The organism is Acinetobacter sp. YH01009, assembly GCF_013420765.1.
GTDB classification, from domain to species: domain Bacteria; phylum Pseudomonadota; class Gammaproteobacteria; order Pseudomonadales; family Moraxellaceae; genus Acinetobacter; species Acinetobacter amyesii.
The window spans coordinates 23980-42164 of sequence record NZ_VOYE01000009.1 but is presented as its reverse complement, the minus strand read 5'-3'; the positions used below and the strand labels follow the sequence as shown (position 1 = coordinate 42164).

At 43.6% G+C, this 18185-nt stretch carries 18 protein-coding genes; 11 read left to right on the top strand and 7 right to left on the bottom strand.

Going from position 1 to position 18185, the window contains the following annotated elements; translation table 11 throughout:
- Positions 1 to 109: 109 nt before the first annotated feature.
- From FTT76_RS10455 to FTT76_RS10415, 9 genes are all read left to right on the top strand, one after another.
- Positions 110 to 823, top strand: coding sequence for an FKBP-type peptidyl-prolyl cis-trans isomerase (locus FTT76_RS10455; RefSeq protein WP_078191625.1), 714 nt, complete (start codon positions 110 to 112; stop codon positions 821 to 823).
- 54 nt (positions 824 to 877) lie between these two features.
- Positions 878 to 1570 carry an FKBP-type peptidyl-prolyl cis-trans isomerase gene (locus FTT76_RS10450; protein ID WP_180011068.1) on the top strand — a complete coding sequence of 231 codons (693 nt, stop codon included), beginning with the start codon at positions 878 to 880 and terminating at the stop codon, positions 1568 to 1570.
- Positions 1571 to 1763: 193 nt separating this feature from the next.
- Positions 1764 to 2504 (top strand): dienelactone hydrolase family protein, encoded by a 741-nt coding sequence (locus FTT76_RS10445; RefSeq protein ID WP_168379440.1) that lies wholly within the window; start codon positions 1764 to 1766, stop codon positions 2502 to 2504.
- Between the two features lie 51 nt (positions 2505 to 2555).
- Complete coding sequence (locus FTT76_RS10440) at positions 2556 to 2915, top strand: HIT family protein (RefSeq protein ID WP_180190480.1); 360 nt, start codon at positions 2556 to 2558, stop codon at positions 2913 to 2915.
- 153 nt (positions 2916 to 3068) lie between these two features.
- Complete coding sequence (gene mutY / locus FTT76_RS10435; protein ID WP_180073494.1) at positions 3069 to 4115, top strand: A/G-specific adenine glycosylase; 1047 nt, start codon at positions 3069 to 3071, stop codon at positions 4113 to 4115.
- Between the two features lie 67 nt (positions 4116 to 4182).
- Positions 4183 to 4710, top strand: a complete 528-nt coding sequence (locus tag FTT76_RS10430; RefSeq protein ID WP_168379469.1) for a M23 family metallopeptidase — start codon at positions 4183 to 4185, stop codon at positions 4708 to 4710.
- 15 nt (positions 4711 to 4725) lie between these two features.
- Positions 4726 to 4971, top strand: a complete 246-nt coding sequence (locus FTT76_RS10425; RefSeq protein ID WP_180003637.1) for a hypothetical protein — start codon at positions 4726 to 4728, stop codon at positions 4969 to 4971.
- Positions 4972 to 4991: 20 nt separating this feature from the next.
- On the top strand, positions 4992 to 5561 hold the full coding sequence (locus FTT76_RS10420) for a DNA-3-methyladenine glycosylase I (protein ID WP_180026208.1): 570 nt from the start codon (positions 4992 to 4994) through the stop codon (positions 5559 to 5561).
- Positions 5562 to 5585: 24 nt separating this feature from the next.
- Complete coding sequence (locus FTT76_RS10415) at positions 5586 to 6608, top strand: NAD(P)-dependent alcohol dehydrogenase (protein ID WP_180026209.1); 1023 nt, start codon at positions 5586 to 5588, stop codon at positions 6606 to 6608.
- Between the two features lie 70 nt (positions 6609 to 6678).
- On the opposite strand, the gene FTT76_RS10410 is transcribed toward FTT76_RS10415, so the two are convergent.
- Positions 6679 to 8115, bottom strand: a complete 1437-nt coding sequence (locus tag FTT76_RS10410; RefSeq protein ID WP_180190479.1) for a PLP-dependent aminotransferase family protein — start codon at positions 8113 to 8115, stop codon at positions 6679 to 6681.
- Between the two features lie 107 nt (positions 8116 to 8222).
- Between FTT76_RS10410 and FTT76_RS10405 the strand changes: the two genes are divergently transcribed.
- Positions 8223 to 8651, top strand: coding sequence for a hypothetical protein (locus FTT76_RS10405; RefSeq protein ID WP_257235086.1), 429 nt, complete (start codon positions 8223 to 8225; stop codon positions 8649 to 8651).
- 32 nt (positions 8652 to 8683) lie between these two features.
- Here FTT76_RS10405 and FTT76_RS10400 read toward each other — a convergent pair whose 3' ends face one another.
- Both FTT76_RS10400 and dapB read right to left on the bottom strand, forming a co-directional pair.
- A complete protein-coding gene (locus tag FTT76_RS10400) occupies positions 8684 to 9328 on the bottom strand; it encodes an START domain-containing protein (protein ID WP_180003644.1) in 645 nt (214 codons plus the stop codon).
- A gap of 58 nt (positions 9329 to 9386) precedes the next feature.
- Positions 9387 to 10208, bottom strand: a complete 822-nt coding sequence (dapB, locus tag FTT76_RS10395; protein ID WP_078194102.1) for a 4-hydroxy-tetrahydrodipicolinate reductase — start codon at positions 10206 to 10208, stop codon at positions 9387 to 9389.
- Positions 10209 to 10406: 198 nt separating this feature from the next.
- On the opposite strand from dapB, the gene FTT76_RS10390 reads away from it, so the two are divergent.
- A complete protein-coding gene (locus FTT76_RS10390; RefSeq protein ID WP_180049565.1) occupies positions 10407 to 12050 on the top strand; it encodes a PglL family O-oligosaccharyltransferase in 1644 nt (547 codons plus the stop codon).
- 84 nt (positions 12051 to 12134) lie between these two features.
- Here FTT76_RS10390 and dnaJ read toward each other — a convergent pair whose 3' ends face one another.
- The 4 genes from dnaJ to FTT76_RS10370 all read right to left on the bottom strand — a co-directional run bounded on the left by dnaJ (position 12135) and on the right by FTT76_RS10370 (position 18114).
- A complete protein-coding gene (gene dnaJ, locus FTT76_RS10385) occupies positions 12135 to 13253 on the bottom strand; it encodes a molecular chaperone DnaJ (protein WP_111885156.1) in 1119 nt (372 codons plus the stop codon).
- Between the two features lie 106 nt (positions 13254 to 13359).
- Positions 13360 to 13737, bottom strand: a complete 378-nt coding sequence (locus tag FTT76_RS10380) for a hypothetical protein (RefSeq protein ID WP_180011060.1) — start codon at positions 13735 to 13737, stop codon at positions 13360 to 13362.
- 133 nt (positions 13738 to 13870) lie between these two features.
- On the bottom strand, positions 13871 to 17008 hold the full coding sequence (locus tag FTT76_RS10375) for an efflux RND transporter permease subunit (protein WP_180190478.1): 3138 nt from the start codon (positions 17006 to 17008) through the stop codon (positions 13871 to 13873).
- Positions 17008 to 18114, bottom strand: a complete 1107-nt coding sequence (locus FTT76_RS10370) for an efflux RND transporter periplasmic adaptor subunit (RefSeq protein WP_180049569.1) — start codon at positions 18112 to 18114, stop codon at positions 17008 to 17010. Before FTT76_RS10370 ends, FTT76_RS10375 begins: the two co-directional genes overlap by 1 nt.
- Between the last annotated feature and the right edge of the window lie 71 nt (positions 18115 to 18185).

Sequence of the window (18185 nt, the reverse complement as noted above, 5' to 3'; positions counted from 1 at the left end):
TGATCTTTCCTGCACCTTACCTGATCATAGAGATAGGTAAGCGCTGAACAGGAAAAGTCTGCTAGAATTTCAGCAACTTTTTACATATAAAATAATTGTGGGAAAATATATGAGTAAGGCCCTACCTATCGCTGTCGCTGTATTACTCGGCGGTGCCGCACTTGTTCCTGTTTACTATGCAACTAAAACACCTGCTACGCAATCAGCAACATCAACTCAACCAGCTGCCAATGCTTCTGCTGTCGCTAAAATAAGTTATGCCCTTGGTTATGAAGTTGCCCATCAAACGCCTCCAGAATTAGATATTGATAGCTTTGTCACTGGCGTTCGTGCAGGCCATGCTCGTGCAAAACCTGCATATACTGAAGAAGAATTACAAAAAGCATATGCTGAGTTCCAACAAGAAATGCAAAATAAGCAGCTCGAAAGCAATAAGCAAGCACAAAGTAGCAGCGATAATTTCTTAACAGAAAATAAAAGCAAAGCTGGGGTTAAAACCACTGCTTCTGGTTTACAGTACCTAACAACGAAAGAAGGTACAGGTAAACAACCGCAAGCCACATCAGTTGTTAAAGTTCACTACACAGGTAAGTTAGTGGATGGCACAGTATTTGATAGTTCAGTACAGCGCGGCGAGCCAATTGAATTTCCGTTGAACCAAGTAATTCCGGGTTGGACTGAAGGTCTGCAGTTAATGAAGGAAGGTGGCAAAGCTACTTTATATATTCCCTCAAACCTAGGTTATGGTGCTCAAGGTGTTCCGGGAACGATTCCACCGAACAGTACTTTAATTTTTGATGTAGAACTCATTGAAGTTAAATAATAAAACCGGTACAGGAGAGCTTTTCGCTCTCCTGCTTTATTTTGAGACTCGGTCATGAAATTACAGATCAGTATGTTGTGTTTGGCACTCTGCTCAAGCACTGTATTTGCCAAAGATGTCAGTAATAAAAGTAGTGCTGCAGAACAAGTCGGTTATAGTTTTGGTTATTTAATGGGACGCAGTAATGCTGAATCCATTAAAGACTTAGATATTGATGCATTTGTTGCAGGTTTAAAGGCAGCATCTAAAGGTCAAGCTTCGTCACTAACAGATGAAGAAATGACCCGTGCCTTAACTCAATATAAAAAGCAAACCGAAGCGAAACAACTGATTGAACTGAAGCAAAAAGCGGATGCGAATGCCACCATTGGTTCAGCTTTCCTTGCTGAAAATGCCAAAAAACCGGGCATTCAGGTCACGAAATCTGGCCTGCAATATCAAGTCATTCAAGCCGGCAAAGGTAAGTCACCTAAAGCCAATTCAACAGTGAAAGTTCACTATGAAGGTCGCTTAATTGATGGCACTGTTTTTGATAGTTCAATTGCACGTAACCAACCTGCGATGTTTCAAGTAAGCCAAGTCATTCAGGGTTGGACGGAAGGTCTCCAGTTGATGAAAGAAGGTGCAAAATATCGCTTCTTCATTCCTGCAAATTTAGGCTATGGTCAAATTGGTTCAGCAGATGTCATTGAGCCAAACAGCACACTGATTTTTGATGTAGAGCTCATTGAAGTTCTCCCGAAATAACAATACTCCCTTCAGGAGCATCGACAAATCTCGGTGCTCCTCAATATTTCATCGTTCCATTATTTTCTTTTACAATTTTTTTGATTGATTTGACTTAAAATTCACATTGATATCTTATATTTATTTCATAAAAACCAATTTCCCTTTATTTTAAATCTCCATCAACTGTGTAGCCGCACATAAGGATTTGACCATGACCGTTAAAATTAAGACTCGCGAAATTCAATATACAGCAGCTGATGGAACTCAACTTTTTGGCTATTTTGCCGCACCAGAGTCAGACACTGCAGTCGCAGGTGTGTTAGTTGCCCCGGAATGGTGGGGACGCAATGAATATACCGAACAACGTGCGCGCGAATTGGCTGAACAAGGCTATGCTGCTTTCGCTTTGGATATGTATGGTGACAAAAAAGTCACCACAGATGCCAAGCAAGCTTATGAATGGATGATGCAGACTTTTGATCATGCCGACACCATTGTGACCCGTGCGTCTGCTGCATTAAACACTTTGGCACAGCAAAAAGAAGTAAATGCAGATAAACTCGCAGCTATAGGCTTTTGCTATGGCGGAAAAGTCGTGCTGGATTTAGCTCGTTCAGGTGCTGCATTAAAAGCTGTGGTGACCTTCCATGCAACACTTGCTACAGCGACTCCTGCACAAACAGGACAAGTCCAAGCAGAGATTTTAGTGCAACATGGTGAGCTCGACTCGATGGTGAGCTTAGATGATGTTGCGACCTTTAGAAATGAAATGGATGCTGCCCAAGTGCAGTATCAAATCAATATTTTTGAAGGCGCAAAACACGGCTTTAGCAACCCGATGGCGGATGAACGTGCCAAAGCCAACGGCGTAGATTTAGCTTATAACGCTGCTGCAGAACAACAAAGCTTAGCGGCCATGTATGCCTTGTTAGCACGCCAGCTTGGTTCTTAAAGCCATAAGAACCACTACCAATATTTAATTTATAAAAATGAGGAGAGCACAATGACAGAACTCAATTGTCCATATTGCAATTTTGACGAATATGACGTTATTGCAAAAAATGATTTTGGTATTGTACTTCCTGAACCACATACACTGTCTAAAGGGCATGCTGTCATTGTCCCGCTACGTCATGTTGGTTCATTTTTTGAAATTACTGATAAAGAACGTAAAAGTTTAATGTCCTTACTTGAACAAGCGCGTAATGAATTAAATTTACGCTATCAACCCACTGGCTTTCATATTGGGTTTAATGATGGACAAGTTTTTGGCGAAGCCACTGAACATGTGCATATTCACATTATTCCACGTTATGAAAACCAAACATTGGCGCTCGATACCCGCTGGGGCTTTAAAAGCTAAACTTTAAATTTACACTCACTAAGGAGCCTCGGCTCCTTTTTTGATGGCCACTATTTTTGCATTTCCCCTGATATACAGTTTTCGTTTTGAACAAAAAGAATGACTATTGAAAGATGTATACTAGGCAGGTTTTTTCAATTTTGACTGTATTGCATGTTTAACTTTTCTGATGCCCTTCTCGACTGGTTTGATGTCCATGGTCGTCATGACTTACCGTGGCAAGTGAAGGATGACCCTTACAAAGTATGGGTTTCAGAAATTATGCTACAACAGACTCAAGTCAAAACCGTCTTACAATATTTTGATCGATTTATTCAACGGTTTCCGACTGTTGAAGATTTAGGCCATGCCTCTTGGGATGATGTGGCGCCCTATTGGGCTGGCTTAGGCTACTATGCACGGGCTCGGAACTTACACAAAGCCGCGGGTATTGTTGCACGTCAGGGACATTTTCCAAGCAATCTTGAGCAGTGGATGGAACTACCGGGCATCGGCCCGTCTACCGCGGGTGCGCTGATGTCTTTAGGTTTAAGACAATATGGCGTGATTATGGACGGCAACGTCAAGCGTGTATTGTCTCGTTTCTTTGCTATTGAAGATGATTTATCGAAACCTGTACATGAACGGGCCATGTGGCAACTGGCGACAGAGCTCTGCCCCACTGAACGCAACCACGATTATACCCAAGCGATTATGGATCTGGGTGCAACCGTTTGCACGCCGAAAAAACCGCTCTGTTTATATTGTCCCATGCAACAGCACTGCAAAGCACATGCACAAGGTTTAGAGACTGAATTACCTTATAAAAAGCCTAAAAAGCCTGTTCCAGTGAGAGAGGCTCAAGTCATGCTGATTCAATCTGCAGGAGAATGGCTGTGGATACAACGTCCGAATAGCGGTCTATGGGGCGGTCTGTGGTGTTTACCTATTTTTGATCAACCCCATGAGTTTCAATCCCACACTCAGCAGCTTGGTCTGAAACCTACCACCACTCAAGTGCAGATATCACATAGCTTTACCCACTTCACTTGGCTTTTAGAAGCTACTGTATTTACCGTTGCTGCCGATCAAAAAGAACATTTGGCCATTGAATGCAACGCACAGTGGTTTACACCGATACAAGCCACTTCACTCGGTATTCCAACCGCCATGAAAAAACTCATTTCTACGCTAGAACTCGAAAGCCATTCTATGCCATAGTTTTGAACTGCTCATCAATTGAATAGGGACAAATGTGACTCAAGGATTTTTTCAGCTTCGCAAAGGGTTGTTCGGCGGTATTGGTTTTATTTTGCTTTTACTCAGCGCCTGTACGTCGACTCCACCCAAACCATCAGGCAGTACATTGCCTGCTCATGAAGTGAAAAAATTACAAAACATGCGTTTATCCAATCAATTGCCTGTTCCTGTTCATCAAGTCAAACGAAGTGCGCTTAAGGATACTTGGGGCGCAGCGCGTAGCCAAGGACGAAGCCACGAAGGCATTGATATTATTGTTCCACGTGGAACAAAAGTCCTCAGTGCTACAGAAGGTTTAGTTGCTGACTTACGTAATAACAATTTGGGTGGTAAAGTGATATGGATTATGGGACCCGCAGGTTCTTGGCATTATTATGCGCATCTTGATGGTCATAAGCGTGGCTTAAACGTCGGCGACTATGTCAAAAAAGGTGATGTCATCGGCTATGTAGGTAATACTGGCAATGCTCGACATACTGCACCACATTTGCATTATGGCATTTACTTGGGTGGTAAAGGTCGCAATGCCGTTAACCCCTATCCATATTTACGTTAATTTTAGGAAACATACATGTCAGAAGCGTTGATCAATCGTCTGGTGGAATTTGCAGAATCTGGTAATCAACAAAAAATCAGCCTCAATGGACAGTCTTATCAGGGCTGGATCATGGAGATCACTGAAGAAGCATTACTCATCAGCACCGGCTACGCAGACAAATCAGGTAAAGATGTATGGATTCAATTTGCCGATCTCGATCAAGCGGAACTGTTGTATTGGGACAATAAAAACGACCAATGGACAGCTTTTAAAATTTAAGTCAAAAAGGAGCATTCAACATGACGATACAACGCTGTGCTTGGTGCTCCGAAGATCCTTTGTATATTGCCTACCACGACACTGAGTGGGCTAAACCTAGTTTTGATGAGCAGCATCTCTTTGAAATGCTGTGTCTTGAAGGACAACAAGCAGGGCTGTCTTGGATTACTGTGCTGAAAAAGCGGGCCTGTTATCAGCAGCATTTTTTTCAATATCCCATTGCCGAAATCGCAGCGTTGAGTGACCTACAATTACAAGAAAAATTACAAGATTCAGGTTTGATTCGTCATATCGGCAAACTCACTGCCATTCGAGATAATGCCAAAGCATGGCAACAGTTAAAAGCCCAAGGGATTCATCCTGTGGAATTTCTTTGGAGTTTTGTCGAAGGTCAAATTGCCAATAATGATGTAGTTGAATATCGCAGCGCCCCTGCACAAACCGCTCAAAGTCAGGCCATGTCCAAAGCATTAAAACAGCATGGTTTTAAATTTGTCGGCCCAACGACTTGCTATGCTCTGATGCAAGCTATCGGCATGGTCAATGATCATGAAAATCACTGTGACTTTAAATACACACATGCAGAATGACCTCAAAACATAAAGGATAGAATAATGAGTGACAATACAATCCACGCCTATGCAGCAATGAACAGTGGTGAAGCCCTTGTTCCCTACCAATTTGATGCAGGTGAATTACAAGCCCATCAGGTCGAAGTTAAAGTTGAATATTGCGGGCTTTGTCACTCAGATATTTCTATTATCCAAAATGATTGGAAATCTTCGGTATATCCTGTGGTCCCAGGACATGAAGTGATTGGAACCATTACACAACTCGGCAGCGAAGCAAAAGGACTCAAAGTCGGACAGCGTGTAGGCATTGGCTGGACAGCAGAAAGTTGTCAACACTGTGACTCGTGTATCGATGGTCGCCAAGTGCAATGTACTGGAACCAAGACGGCGACAATCGTCGGTCATGCAGGTGGCTTTGCCAACAAAGTGCGTGCAGGCTGGCAATGGGTTATTCCCCTTCCGGATGATCTCGACCCAACCAGTGCTGGCCCTCTGCTCTGCGGCGGGATTACGGTATTTGATCCCATCTTACAGCACCAAATTCAGGCCATTCACCATGTTGCCGTGATCGGCATTGGTGGTTTAGGTCATATGGCGATTAAATTGCTCAAAGCTTGGGGCTGTGAAATTACCGCATTCAGTTCAAACTTAGATAAAACTGATGAACTTAAAGCTATGGGGGCTGACCATGTGGTGAATAGTCGTGATCTTGCCGCGATTAAAGCACAACGTGGTAAGTTCAATTTGATTTTAAGCACGGTCAATGTGACGTTGGATTGGCAAGCCTACCTTTCGACTTTGGCACCGAATGGAAGCGTTCACATGCTCGGCCTAGCACTTGAGCCGATGCAAATCCCCGCAGGTATGCTGATCAGTGGTGCTAAATCTGTCACTGGCTCATCAACAGGCTCTCCTGCAGCACTGCGTGAATTACTTCGATTCGCCGCACGTCAAAATATTGCACCTCAAATTGAAATGTATCCAATGTCTCAGGTGAATGAAGCGATTGAACGTTTGCATTCAGGAAACGTGCGTTATCGTATCGTGTTGAAAGCTGATTTTTAACGGCAAAAATCTAAGCCCAAAAAGCCTGCTGCATGCAGGCTTTTTTTGTATGCTTTATGGACTCATTAATCTAGATGACATTTGTGTTTCTGCATTCCTTACGCACCCAATCTGCAAGCAATAAAATGGCCTGCTGAATTTCTGTCGATAGCTCATGCCCTGCATTTAGGCGAATACAATTGTTATAACGATTGTCCTCACCAAAAATTAAACCTGGCACAATATTGATGCCATGTTTTTGCGCATGGTAATACAGCGCCAAACTGTCTATTTGTTCAGGCATCTGCAACCACAGAGCATAACTGCCTTGAGGTCGATTTAGACGGATATCAACCCCTTGAAAAGCATCGTAAATATACTGACGATACTGCTCGACTTGCACCATTAATTTAGGACGCAATTCAGCAAGATGTTGGCGATACGCACGACTAAAAATCAAATCGGCAAGTCCTAACTGCAAAGGCGTATTCACCGAATCATTTTGCAAAAGTAATTTGGGACGCAAATGTTGCAAATGTGGTGGAAGACAAAACCACCCCACCCGATAAGAAGGCGATAAAGATTTTGAAATCGACGCACAATAGATCACATAGCCCGCCCGATCCCAATATTTGATAGGCAATGGTCGCTTTGCATTGAAACTACACTCAGCATAAATATCATCTTCAATCACATAACATTGATATTTTTCAGCCAGTTGTGCAATTCGTTCCTTATCTTCATTACTTAAACAAAAACCCAAAGGATTTTGAAAATTTGCAGTCAATAAGCATACTTTCGCGCCTGAATCCCGCATCGCCTGCTCTAAACGATCTAAATCAAAACCTTCAGTATTGGCAGGAATTTCAACAATTTTCCGCTTCAATAAAGCTAATAATTGCAATTGCCCGTTATAGTTCGGCGTCGGGACAATGACACTCTCCCCTTCCGCACTCAGATTTTGCAACATCACTGACAAAGCAGGCATACAACCATTGCTGATGTAAATATCATCCTTAGGCATGTAAAAACCATCTTCAGCCCAATGTGCCGACAAAGCTTGACGCAATTGTGGATGACCTTGCCGATTGTTATATAAAAAATCTTCTGGTTTACAATGCTTTAATGCCCTTTGGATTGAACGTCTGATTGCTTCAACAGGAACAAAATTGGGGGACAACTGAATTGAACCCAAATGAATCAGGCGACTATTTGCAGATGCTTCATGGATCTGAATTTGCAATTCTAAATTCGAAATTTCACGAGGTCGGGAATCAAAATCAGGATGATTCGGCACGGCAATTTGCTGGGCTTTCTGTGAGGATTGTACAAAATAACCAGACTTTTCTTTAACATAAATGAGGCCTTTGGCTTCAAGTAATTCATAGCAGCGTTTCGCGGTATTTAAACTGATCTGATGCTGCTGTGAAAATTGACGTAGCGCATACAGACGCTGCCCTGCGGCCAATTCACCACTATAAATTTTCTGTGCCAACTGCTGCGCAAGCTGCTGATATTGAAAAGCCATCTGTACCCTTTTTTTAATCATTCTTGTATCTGTACCCATTAAGTTAACAGATTTAAGCTGATGGCATCAGGTTGATATCTCAAAAATAACGATAGGGGGAAAATTAAATGAATGACTTCACGCAGCTTCGAGCGGGTCTAATCATCATCAGTACACTCACGCTTATGGCGTGCCAACCCGAACAGCACACTCAAGCTCAAAGCCAGCAAAATTTTATCTGTAAATCTTTAATTCAAGGTTTTTTGAGTGCCCAAAAACTGACGCAATATGAACTTGAGCAGATCCAACCGATCACCAGCGGCGGGTTACATCAGACGCTATATATTTATAAAGCCAAGTCTGAAAACGGTATGAATATGATGCCGCAGCAAGCCAAACTTCGCTTTGCCTGTGAACAAATGACCGCGCGGCAATTTCAAATCAAGTTACATCCGCATCAATTTCCAGAACAGACCTTACTCAGCATCGAACTTCCAGAAACACAGCACATGCAGCAGTTGACTGCATTTCGCCTGCCTGAGATGCAAAGTCATTGATCGTTCATATTGAACTGAATCATTACTAAGGCTTATTTTAAAATTTCGGGAACGGTCGCAACAGTTTTGCTTTTACCCAGCTGCACTTTCATTTTTTGTAGCATTTGATAAGGCTGTTGCTGCACAAACATATTCACGAAACTGAGCGGAATGGAGCCTTCCGGATTGGCATAGCCATAGGTCGACACTTTGACTTTTTGATTGCCTAAACGCTGGAAGGTCCAATCGCCCTCATAGTCGGTTAAACGTACATAATTGGGATTGATCGGATAACCTTTTTTAACTGCTTTATTTTGGATGCTAATGATGCCTTGTGCATCTTTACGCATTTTGCCTTGTACCACTAAATCACGGTCTTTTAAGGGAAAAGGAAAATCCAACACCATATATAAACTGAATTCACCTTTCTGGTCATCGCGGGATAAGACTTTGACACTGCCCATATAAGGGACCCAATTCACTGCATTTTCCACATCTAAAATCAGGGAAACCGCTTTTTCGATGGGCACATCAAAACTAGTTTCAGCTTTGTATTGAAAGACAGGATTTTGAGCATTTTGGTAGGTCCAAACCTTAATATTATTTTTATTAATCGTGAGTTTGGCATTATCCATAGTTTTCGCTTGTACTGCCGCAGTGAATGCGACAGCACAGGCCATAAAGATGACTTTTTTCATTCCATTGATCGTCTTATTTTAATTTTATGCTGTTGTTATAACGGATTTTAACGCGCTTTTATACGTCAATATCGTTAAAACCCAGTACATCTTTCATATCGTACTTACGTGCTTCACGACCAACTACCCATGCAGCTGCACGTACTGCACCAGAGGCAAAGTTCATACGGTTGGTCGCTTTATGGGTAATTTCAACACGTTCGCCATCCGCAATAAACATCGCAGTATGTTCACCCACAATGTCACCACCACGAATCGTTTGGAAGCCAATGGTTTGACGTTCACGTGGACCCGTATGACCTTCACGGCAATACACAGCATCTTGTTTTAAGTCACGTCCTAAAGCACCGGCAATGGCTTCGCCCCACATTAGCGCTGTACCTGATGGTGCATCAACTTTATGACGATGATGGGCTTCAATCACTTCAATATCCACAGTATCGCCAAACACTTTTGATGCCAATTCAAGAAGTTTGATTGAAACGTTTACACCGACAGAATAGTTCGCTGCATAGACTACTGGGGTTTCTGTTGCTGTTTCATCGAGATAAGCTTTTTGCTCATCATTCATACCTGTGGTACCAATGACAATCGCAACGCCTGCTTCACGGCAAAGTTTAAGATGCTGTGCCGTTGCTGCAGGTGCAGTAAAGTCGATCACGACATCACAATCTTTTAAAACCTCAGCAAGGTTACCGACAACCTTTACGCCAACCGCGCCAATCCCTGCAAGTTCACCGGCATCTGCACCGACCAAGCTACTTTCAGGACGTTCTACCGCAGCAGCCAATTGATAACCAGCTTGCTGAACCGCCTGAATTAAGATGCGTCCCATACGACCGCCTGCGCCCAAGATACCAATACGTGGAGCTGCTGACATAACATTTTCCTAATGTTGATTCGAAATTGGTCTTACTATATCAAAACTCCATGCGCAGGCTAAGTTACAAACAAAAAAATCCTGCATTTTCCGAAGGACTTTTGCAAATCAAGCTCTTCGACAGACGCTGACTATTCCCTCACCAAGTTTAGGCATTTTCACGGTATGATAGGCGCGTTCTATTGATCTTGAATATTCATGAAAACCCTATTGTATCTTTGTGCGGCAGTCTGTATTGCACTGGCATGGCTGATTCCGATTCATTACCGACCTTGGGCCACGTATACCGGTGAGCTTTATACCTTTTTTGCCCTGTTTGCCTTAGCGGCAACGTTCTTTAAAGAAAAGCTCATGGTGGCAAAAATTTCCTTGCCCCTGTTGCTCTTAGCGTTGATTCCCTTTGTGCAACTGGCTTTTGGGCAGGTGTATTATTTTAGTATTGCCTTACTCTGTATGCTGTTTGTGTTCAGCTTCTGGCTGTGTATCAATCTTGGTTTTAGCCTCTCACAAGGTACGGAAAAACGCGAAAAAACCTTCCTATACCTGAGCTATACCTTTGTTGCATCTGGGGTCATGACAGGGCTCATCGCAATATGTCAGTGGTTAGATTTCGACTCGTTTCTTCCTTTTGTGATGAAAATTAGTGGAACTACGCGCCCATTTGCAAACTTTGCTCAGCCAAATAACATGGCCACGTTTCTGCTCATGTCCTTGTTAGCCTGCTTATATGTTTATGAACAGCAAAAAGTTAAAACCCGCTATTTGGTCACTTGTGCAATTCCTATTTTAATTGGGGTCGCGCTCAGCCAATCTCGCACCTCTTGGGTGGCAAGTATCTGTGTCCTAGTCTATTTGGCTTATGCACAGTACAAAGATTATATCCGTCTTCGCTGGTTTTACAGCTTGGCCTGGTTTATCGGCTTTGTGGCACTGATTGTATTGATGCCAAAATTAAGTCAAATCATGAGCCAAATATCCGACATGAATATTCAAGAAAGTCGTGACGTAGTCAAACGTGCTGGTGGAGATATGTCTCGTTTAGCCATTTGGCAACAAATGGCGCATGCCGTAGCTGCACAGCCTTGGTTTGGCTATGGTTGGCATCAGACTAGTAGCGCTTTTGTCTCGATCTCTGACACGGTGCAAGGGCCTGTATGGATTCGTAGCTCACACAATTTTATTTTGGATTTCTTATTGTGGAATGGCGCCATTATTGGTGTACCGTTCTTGACCTATTTCGCCTATTGGGGCATCCAATTACAAAAGTTAGCCAAGTCTGCATTATCTGTGATTGGCCTATTGATGGTCGGTGTCTTCATTATTCATGCCATGTTGGAGTTTCCGCAAAACTACGCATATTTCTTACTGCCTGCGGGTTTTATTATCGGGATTCTTCAAGCAGCGAAGCCACAGACGGCTACATTGAGTCTGTCACCATGGTTTATCCGCATTGTTTTCGTGATTGGTGCAGTGCTGATTACGGTGATTTATCGTGATTATGCTAATGCAGCGATTCAGCTGGGCCAGGCATCAAAATATGAAAAAACACCGGAGAAAATCACTAATCATGAGCCGATCTATTTGCTGACGGAATTTAGACATCGGGTGGCGATTATTCGTTTAAATCCGTACTCCATCGTTTCTGAACAAACCATTCAGGATACTGAAAAATTGGTTCGCAGCTATCCAGCGAAATACCACATCATTAAATATGCACGTTTATTGGCCTTTAATGGTCGTGAGGCTGAAGCACGTCATCAGCTACAGCGTCTTAAAAATATCTATAGGCTCGACATGAGCTATGAGAGTTTATTACTACCTATAGCACAGCCGAAACCTTAAAACGCTCATTAAAAAAGCCTGCAATTTTGCAGGCTTTTTTATAGCTAAGTTCAAATCACAGCGAACTCAAGCAAATCATATCAATTAATCAAATAAACGGTCGAAGAATGATTTTTTCTTCGGAGATGATTTATTGTCATCGCCATCCATCGTGTCTTGTAACTCTTTTAACAATTCACGTTGACGAGCCGTTAAATTCACTGGCGTTTCCACCACGATACGGCAGAGTAAGTCACCAGTCATGCTGGTACGTACAGGTTTCACACCTTTACCACGTAAGCGGAACAATTTGCCAGTTTGAGTTCCTTCAGGCACTTTCAAGCTCACACGGCCATCGAGAGTCGGAATTTGAATTTCTTTACCCAATGCAGCATCTGCAATGCTTACAGGCACATCCATATACAGGTCAGCGCCATCACGTTGGAAGATTTCGTGTTCACGTACCACCACTTCTACATATAAGTCGCCTGCTTGGCCATCACGGATCGCCTCGCCTTTGCCACTTAAACGTACGCGGTCGCCATTATCCACACCTGCAGGAATGGTCACTTCTAAAGTTTGCTGACGGTCAGAAACCCCTGAACCATGACATTTATTACATGGGTTCTTAATAATTTTACCTTGACCACGACAGGTGCTACAGGTTTGCTGCACAGAGAAGAAGCCCTGTTGCATACGCACTTGACCTGCACCATGACAAGTTTTACAGGTTTCAACGTCGTTTGGATTTTTAGATCCTTTACCATCACAGGCATCACATGGCGCTGGCGCAGTAAAGGTAATGGTTTTTTTCACGCCCTTCACAGCTTCCTCAAGGGTAAGCTCCATAACATAGCGTAAGTCTGAACCACGGCGTGCACGTTGCTGACCACCACGGCCACCACCGCCAAATGCGCCACCGAATATGTCACCAAACTGACTAAAGATATCTTCTGCGCTAAAACCGCCACCGAAGCCACCGCCGCCGCCCATGCCGCCTTCAAAAGCTTGATGTCCCATACGGTCATACATACTACGTTTTTCGCTGTCCGATAAAACTTCATATGCTTCTGCAGCTTCTTTGAATTTTTCTTCAGCTTCTGGGTTATCTGGATTACGGTCAGGGTGATACTTCATCGCCAACTTACGGTAGGCTTTTTTAATTTCATCATCACTTGCGGTTTTAGATACACCTAAAACCTCATAATAATCACGTTTAGCCATGTCTGGCGATGCTCCTCACGGAATTTAATTTAATACTTAACTGTGGTCTGAAATTGGGGAATCAAACCATTTTTTCAAGGGGTAGGCAGGAAAAAAATAAATCGACTTAGAAAACAGCCTTATTTTTAACGAATTTGGATAGACCTTGGATCCATGCATTTAATAGATACAAAAAGGCAATCGCAGAAAAGATCACACCAATTACCGTGCATGCAGTCACCCAAAGATAGGTGTCCCAATAATAGAAAAATAAAGGAATAAACCACAGTGCGGCAAAAATGGCCATCATGGAATAAATCACGACGGTGCGCATGACCCAAAGCGCTTGGGCTTGGAGCCAAACTTCTGCAGAATCGATTTGAGTTACTTTGCGTGCAAAGCCGTAGGCAAATACACCACTAATCAGGGTAAATAAAGCGAAAAACATGAAGACATAAGAAATCGCAATATAACGGCGATACTTAGCTAAACTCTCTGCTGTCATCTGTGATTCAACCCCGTACACCACAATATGCCGCGCTGCACTTGTGGTTGTTTTACTTTTTAAAAATGTCTTTGTAGATCAGGTGCTACTATAGAGAAAAATTCAATATTTCGCACCCAATATTATGACACTTTTAAGGATTCTGCTGAGTTTTTTTCACTTTAAACCACTGTGCATACAACGCAGGTAAAAAGAACAAGGTCAGTAGGGTCGCCACGATCAATCCACCCATAATCGCCACGGCCATTGGACCGAAGAAAATACTGCGAGAAAGTGGAATCATCGCCAATACAGCAGCCAATGCAGTCAACACAATTGGACGGCAACGACGCACAGTTGCATTGATAATCGCATCCCAAGCCGACTCCCCAGACTGAATATCTTGTTCAATCTGATCAATCAAAATCAGTGAATTGCGCATAATCATTCCTGACAGTGCAATCGTGCCGAGCATTGCCACAAAACCAAAGGGTTTATTGAACAATAACAGAAATAACACCACGCCAATAATGCCCAAAGGTGCAGTCAAAAATACGATCATCGCCCGTGACATGCTGCGTAATTGAATCATCAACAAAGTCATGACAACTGCGAGAAATAATGGCATGCCCACATTTACAGAAGTTTGACCTCGTGCTGACTCTTCCACAGTGCCGCCTACTTCGAGTAGATAACCATTCGGCATCTCTGCACGTAGCTGATCAAATGAATCTTTTAACTCACCCACCACCGTTGCAGGTTGCAATTTACTGCGAATATCCGCGCGCACAGTAATGGTCGGTAAACGGTTACGATGCCAAATCAAACCTTCTTCAAAGCTATACTCAATTTTCGCAATCTGCGCCAATGGCACTGAACCACCATTGCTGGTCGGTACAGCCAAACTGCTGAGAGAGCCGACATCCAATCGCTCCGCTTGATCACCACGCATCCGAATTTCAATCAGCTCTCGTTTCTCACGATACTGATTAATCACCGCACCACTAATTGAACTATTCAAGAAATTAGACAGATCTAGACTGGAAACCCCCATTTGACGTGCGCGATCTTGGTCGATGTCCAGTTTAATGACTTTGCTTGGCTCACCCCAATCCAAATGCACATTGGTGGTGTTCGGGTTTTCACTGACTTTTGCAGACACCCGTTGTGCCCACTCACGCACCAAGCTCAGATCTTCACCCGACACGCGGAACTGCAATGGATAACCCACGGGTGGTCCATTTTCTAAAAGTGAAACGCGAGTACGCACTTCAGGTAAAAGCTTACGGATTTCTTCTGCTAATGACTGACGGATTTCATTGCGATCATCTAAAGATGAAGCCAATACCACAAACTGAGCAAAACTGGCTTGGGGTAACTGCTGATCTAGAGGTAAATAAAACCGCGGTGAACCTGTCCCCACATAAGCCACAAAATTATCAATGCCTTGTTTTTTCGACAAGAACGCTTCGACTTTTTTTACGGCCGCTTCTGTGGCTTTCAGTGATGCACCTTCCTCAAGCTTTAAATCCACTAAAATTTCAGCACGGTTTGACGGTGGGAAGAACTGCTGTGGTACCGTTTTAAACATTAAAATCGATAACACAAAAATGCCAACCGTCGTTGCAATCACCGTCTTGCGATAAGTCACACAAGTGTCAACCCAACCACGGAAGCGTTGATAAAACGGAGACTGATAAGGATCGTGATGTTCGCCGGCATGATGCACCATCGGCTGAGGTTCAGGTTGTTTGCGCAAACGTGCCCACAGGCGCTGATACCATGGGACTTTTTGTACCAAATCTTTGTTGAAGTCGGGTAGTAATTTATCCCCCAGATAGGGAACAAACAGTACTGCTGCAAACCATGACACCACCAATGCAATAGTGACCACTTGGAAAATCGAGCGGGTATATTCGCCTGTGCTCGATGCGGCTGTGGCAATCGGCAAAAAGCCGGCCGCAGTAATCAATGTTCCTGTCAGCATTGGAAATGCAGTGGTCCGCCATGCATGTCCAGCGGCTTGTAATCGGCTATAGCCCTGCTCCATTTTAATCGCCATCATTTCGACAGCAATAATCGCATCATCCACCAATAAACCGAGTGCGAGAATCAATGCCCCCAAAGAAATCTTGTGCAAACCGACATCAAACATCTGCATGCCTGCAAAAGTCATGGCCAAGACTAAGGGAATGGAAAATGCCACAACCAATCCTGTACGGAAACCCAAGGAGAAGAAGCTCACCAATAGGACGATAATCACGGCCTCAGCGAGGACTTTCATAAACTCATTGACGCTGCGCTTCACGGCTACAGGCTGATCAGAAACTTTTTTTAGTTCCATACCCAAGGGCAAGGTTTTTTGCAGGCGGGCAAATTCTGTTTCAAGGTTTTTACCCAAAGCCAGAATGTCGCCTCCTTTACGCATCGACACGGCAATGCCTAAACCATTTTCACCCATAAAACGCATACGAGGCTGCGGTGGATCACTAAAGCCCCGATGTACATCTGCCACATCACCCAATTGAATCGTTCGACCATTCACCAATAAGGGCATCTGACGCAGTTCATCAATGTTTTGTAAATTGCCGCTGACACGCACTTGAATCCGGTCTGAATTGGTTTCAAAAAAGCCAGCACTGGCAACCGTGTTTTGCTGCTGCAAGGCTTGTTGAATCGCCGTCACGGGTATGCCCATTTGCGTGGCTTTGGTGTTGGAAATTTCAATCCAAACTTTTTGATCTTGTAGACCAATCAAATCCACTTTCGCAACGTCTTTGACTCGTTGTAACTGGAGCTGTAAACGGTCGGCATATTCCTTCATGGTGGCATAGTCAAAGTCTTTGCCGGTGAGCACATAGATATTACCGAAGGTGTCACCAAACTCATCATTAAAGAAAGGACCTTGCACCCCAGATGGTAATTGATGGCGAACATCATTGACCTTTTTACGCACGGTGTACCAAACATCGGGGACTTGCTGCGAACGTAGACTGTCCTTGGCCACAAAGGTCACCATGGATTCACCCGGACGTGAATACGCCATGATGCGTTCATACTGCCCCGTAGTCATCAGTTCTTTTTCAATTCGATCGGTGACCTGTAGCGAAACTTCTTTGGCTGTTGCACCAGGCCAATAGGTTTGAATCACCATGACTTTAAAGGTAAATGGCGGGTCTTCACTCTGCGACAATTTGGAATAGGAAAATATCCCAACGATGCCCAGCAGAATCATAAAATAAAGGATTAAACCTTTATTTTTCAGTGCCCACTCAGACAAGTTAAAATTCATTATTTAACTCCTGTCTGAATGTGTACCGCACGATTTTCACGATCAACGGGTTGTATTTTTTGTTTTTCGCGGAGTAAATGCACGCCGCCAACCACCACAAAATCCCCTGCTTGCAAACCACTGAGTACGGGCACGCTATCACGTCCGTATTCGCCTAAAGTTACTGGAACTTTACGTACCGTATTGTCTGCATTGACCACCATCACATACGCCTGCTGACCACTCGCAGACACACTCGATAACGGCACATGCAAAACATTCTGCTGTGCTTTGGTTAAAAATACCCGTGCACTTTGCCCCAGTTGAATGGCGCTATTGCCTTCACGTAATGCCACTTTGACACTATAAGTACGAGACTGATCGGCAGCAGGACTAATTTCACGTACATAGCCTGCAAATTTTTCCTGTGGTTTCGACCACAAGGTAACCCATGCATCCTGCCCTGTTTTAATTTCAGCAACAGCCTGTTCAGGCACACCAATGACCACGTCACGTTCACCTGCAATCGCCAATTGAAAAGCTGGTTGTCCTGCTGCAATCACTTGACCAATCTCAATATTACGTTCAGTAATGACCCCATTTTTATTGGCAATTAATTGGTTATAACCGGTCTGATTACGACTCACATCATAATTTGATTGAGCTTGCTTTAAGTTCGACTGTGCCGCTTTATATTGGTTTTCCACCGCATCGTACTGCGAGCGACTCACAGCATTGACTGGCAATAATTGCTTAAAGCGTTTTAGTTCATCTTCAGCAATCTGTGCAGCGGAACGCGCACTTTCAAGCTGTGCTTGTGCTGCATTCAGTTGCAACTGTGCATCTTTGACGTCTAATTTTGCCAAAACTTGCCCGACTCGGACTTGGTCTCCAACATCGACATAGCGCTCAGTGATTTGACCGCCAACCCGAAACGCTAAAGCTGTTTGCTGGCGGGCTTGTACATCACCCGCATAACTTTTTTGTTCAAAATGTGTGGCGCCCGGCTGAGTCACCATCACAAATGGCACTTCCTGTTCCGTTTGGGCTTTATCCTTGCTGCATCCCCATAAGGTCACACTGCAAACGATAATCATGCTGACAACTGTGGTCTTAATCGTACTCATGAAGTTCGCTCTTAATAAAAAGTCTTTTTTAGGGCAGAATATTATTCAATTAATTTGGTTATTTTTTAATT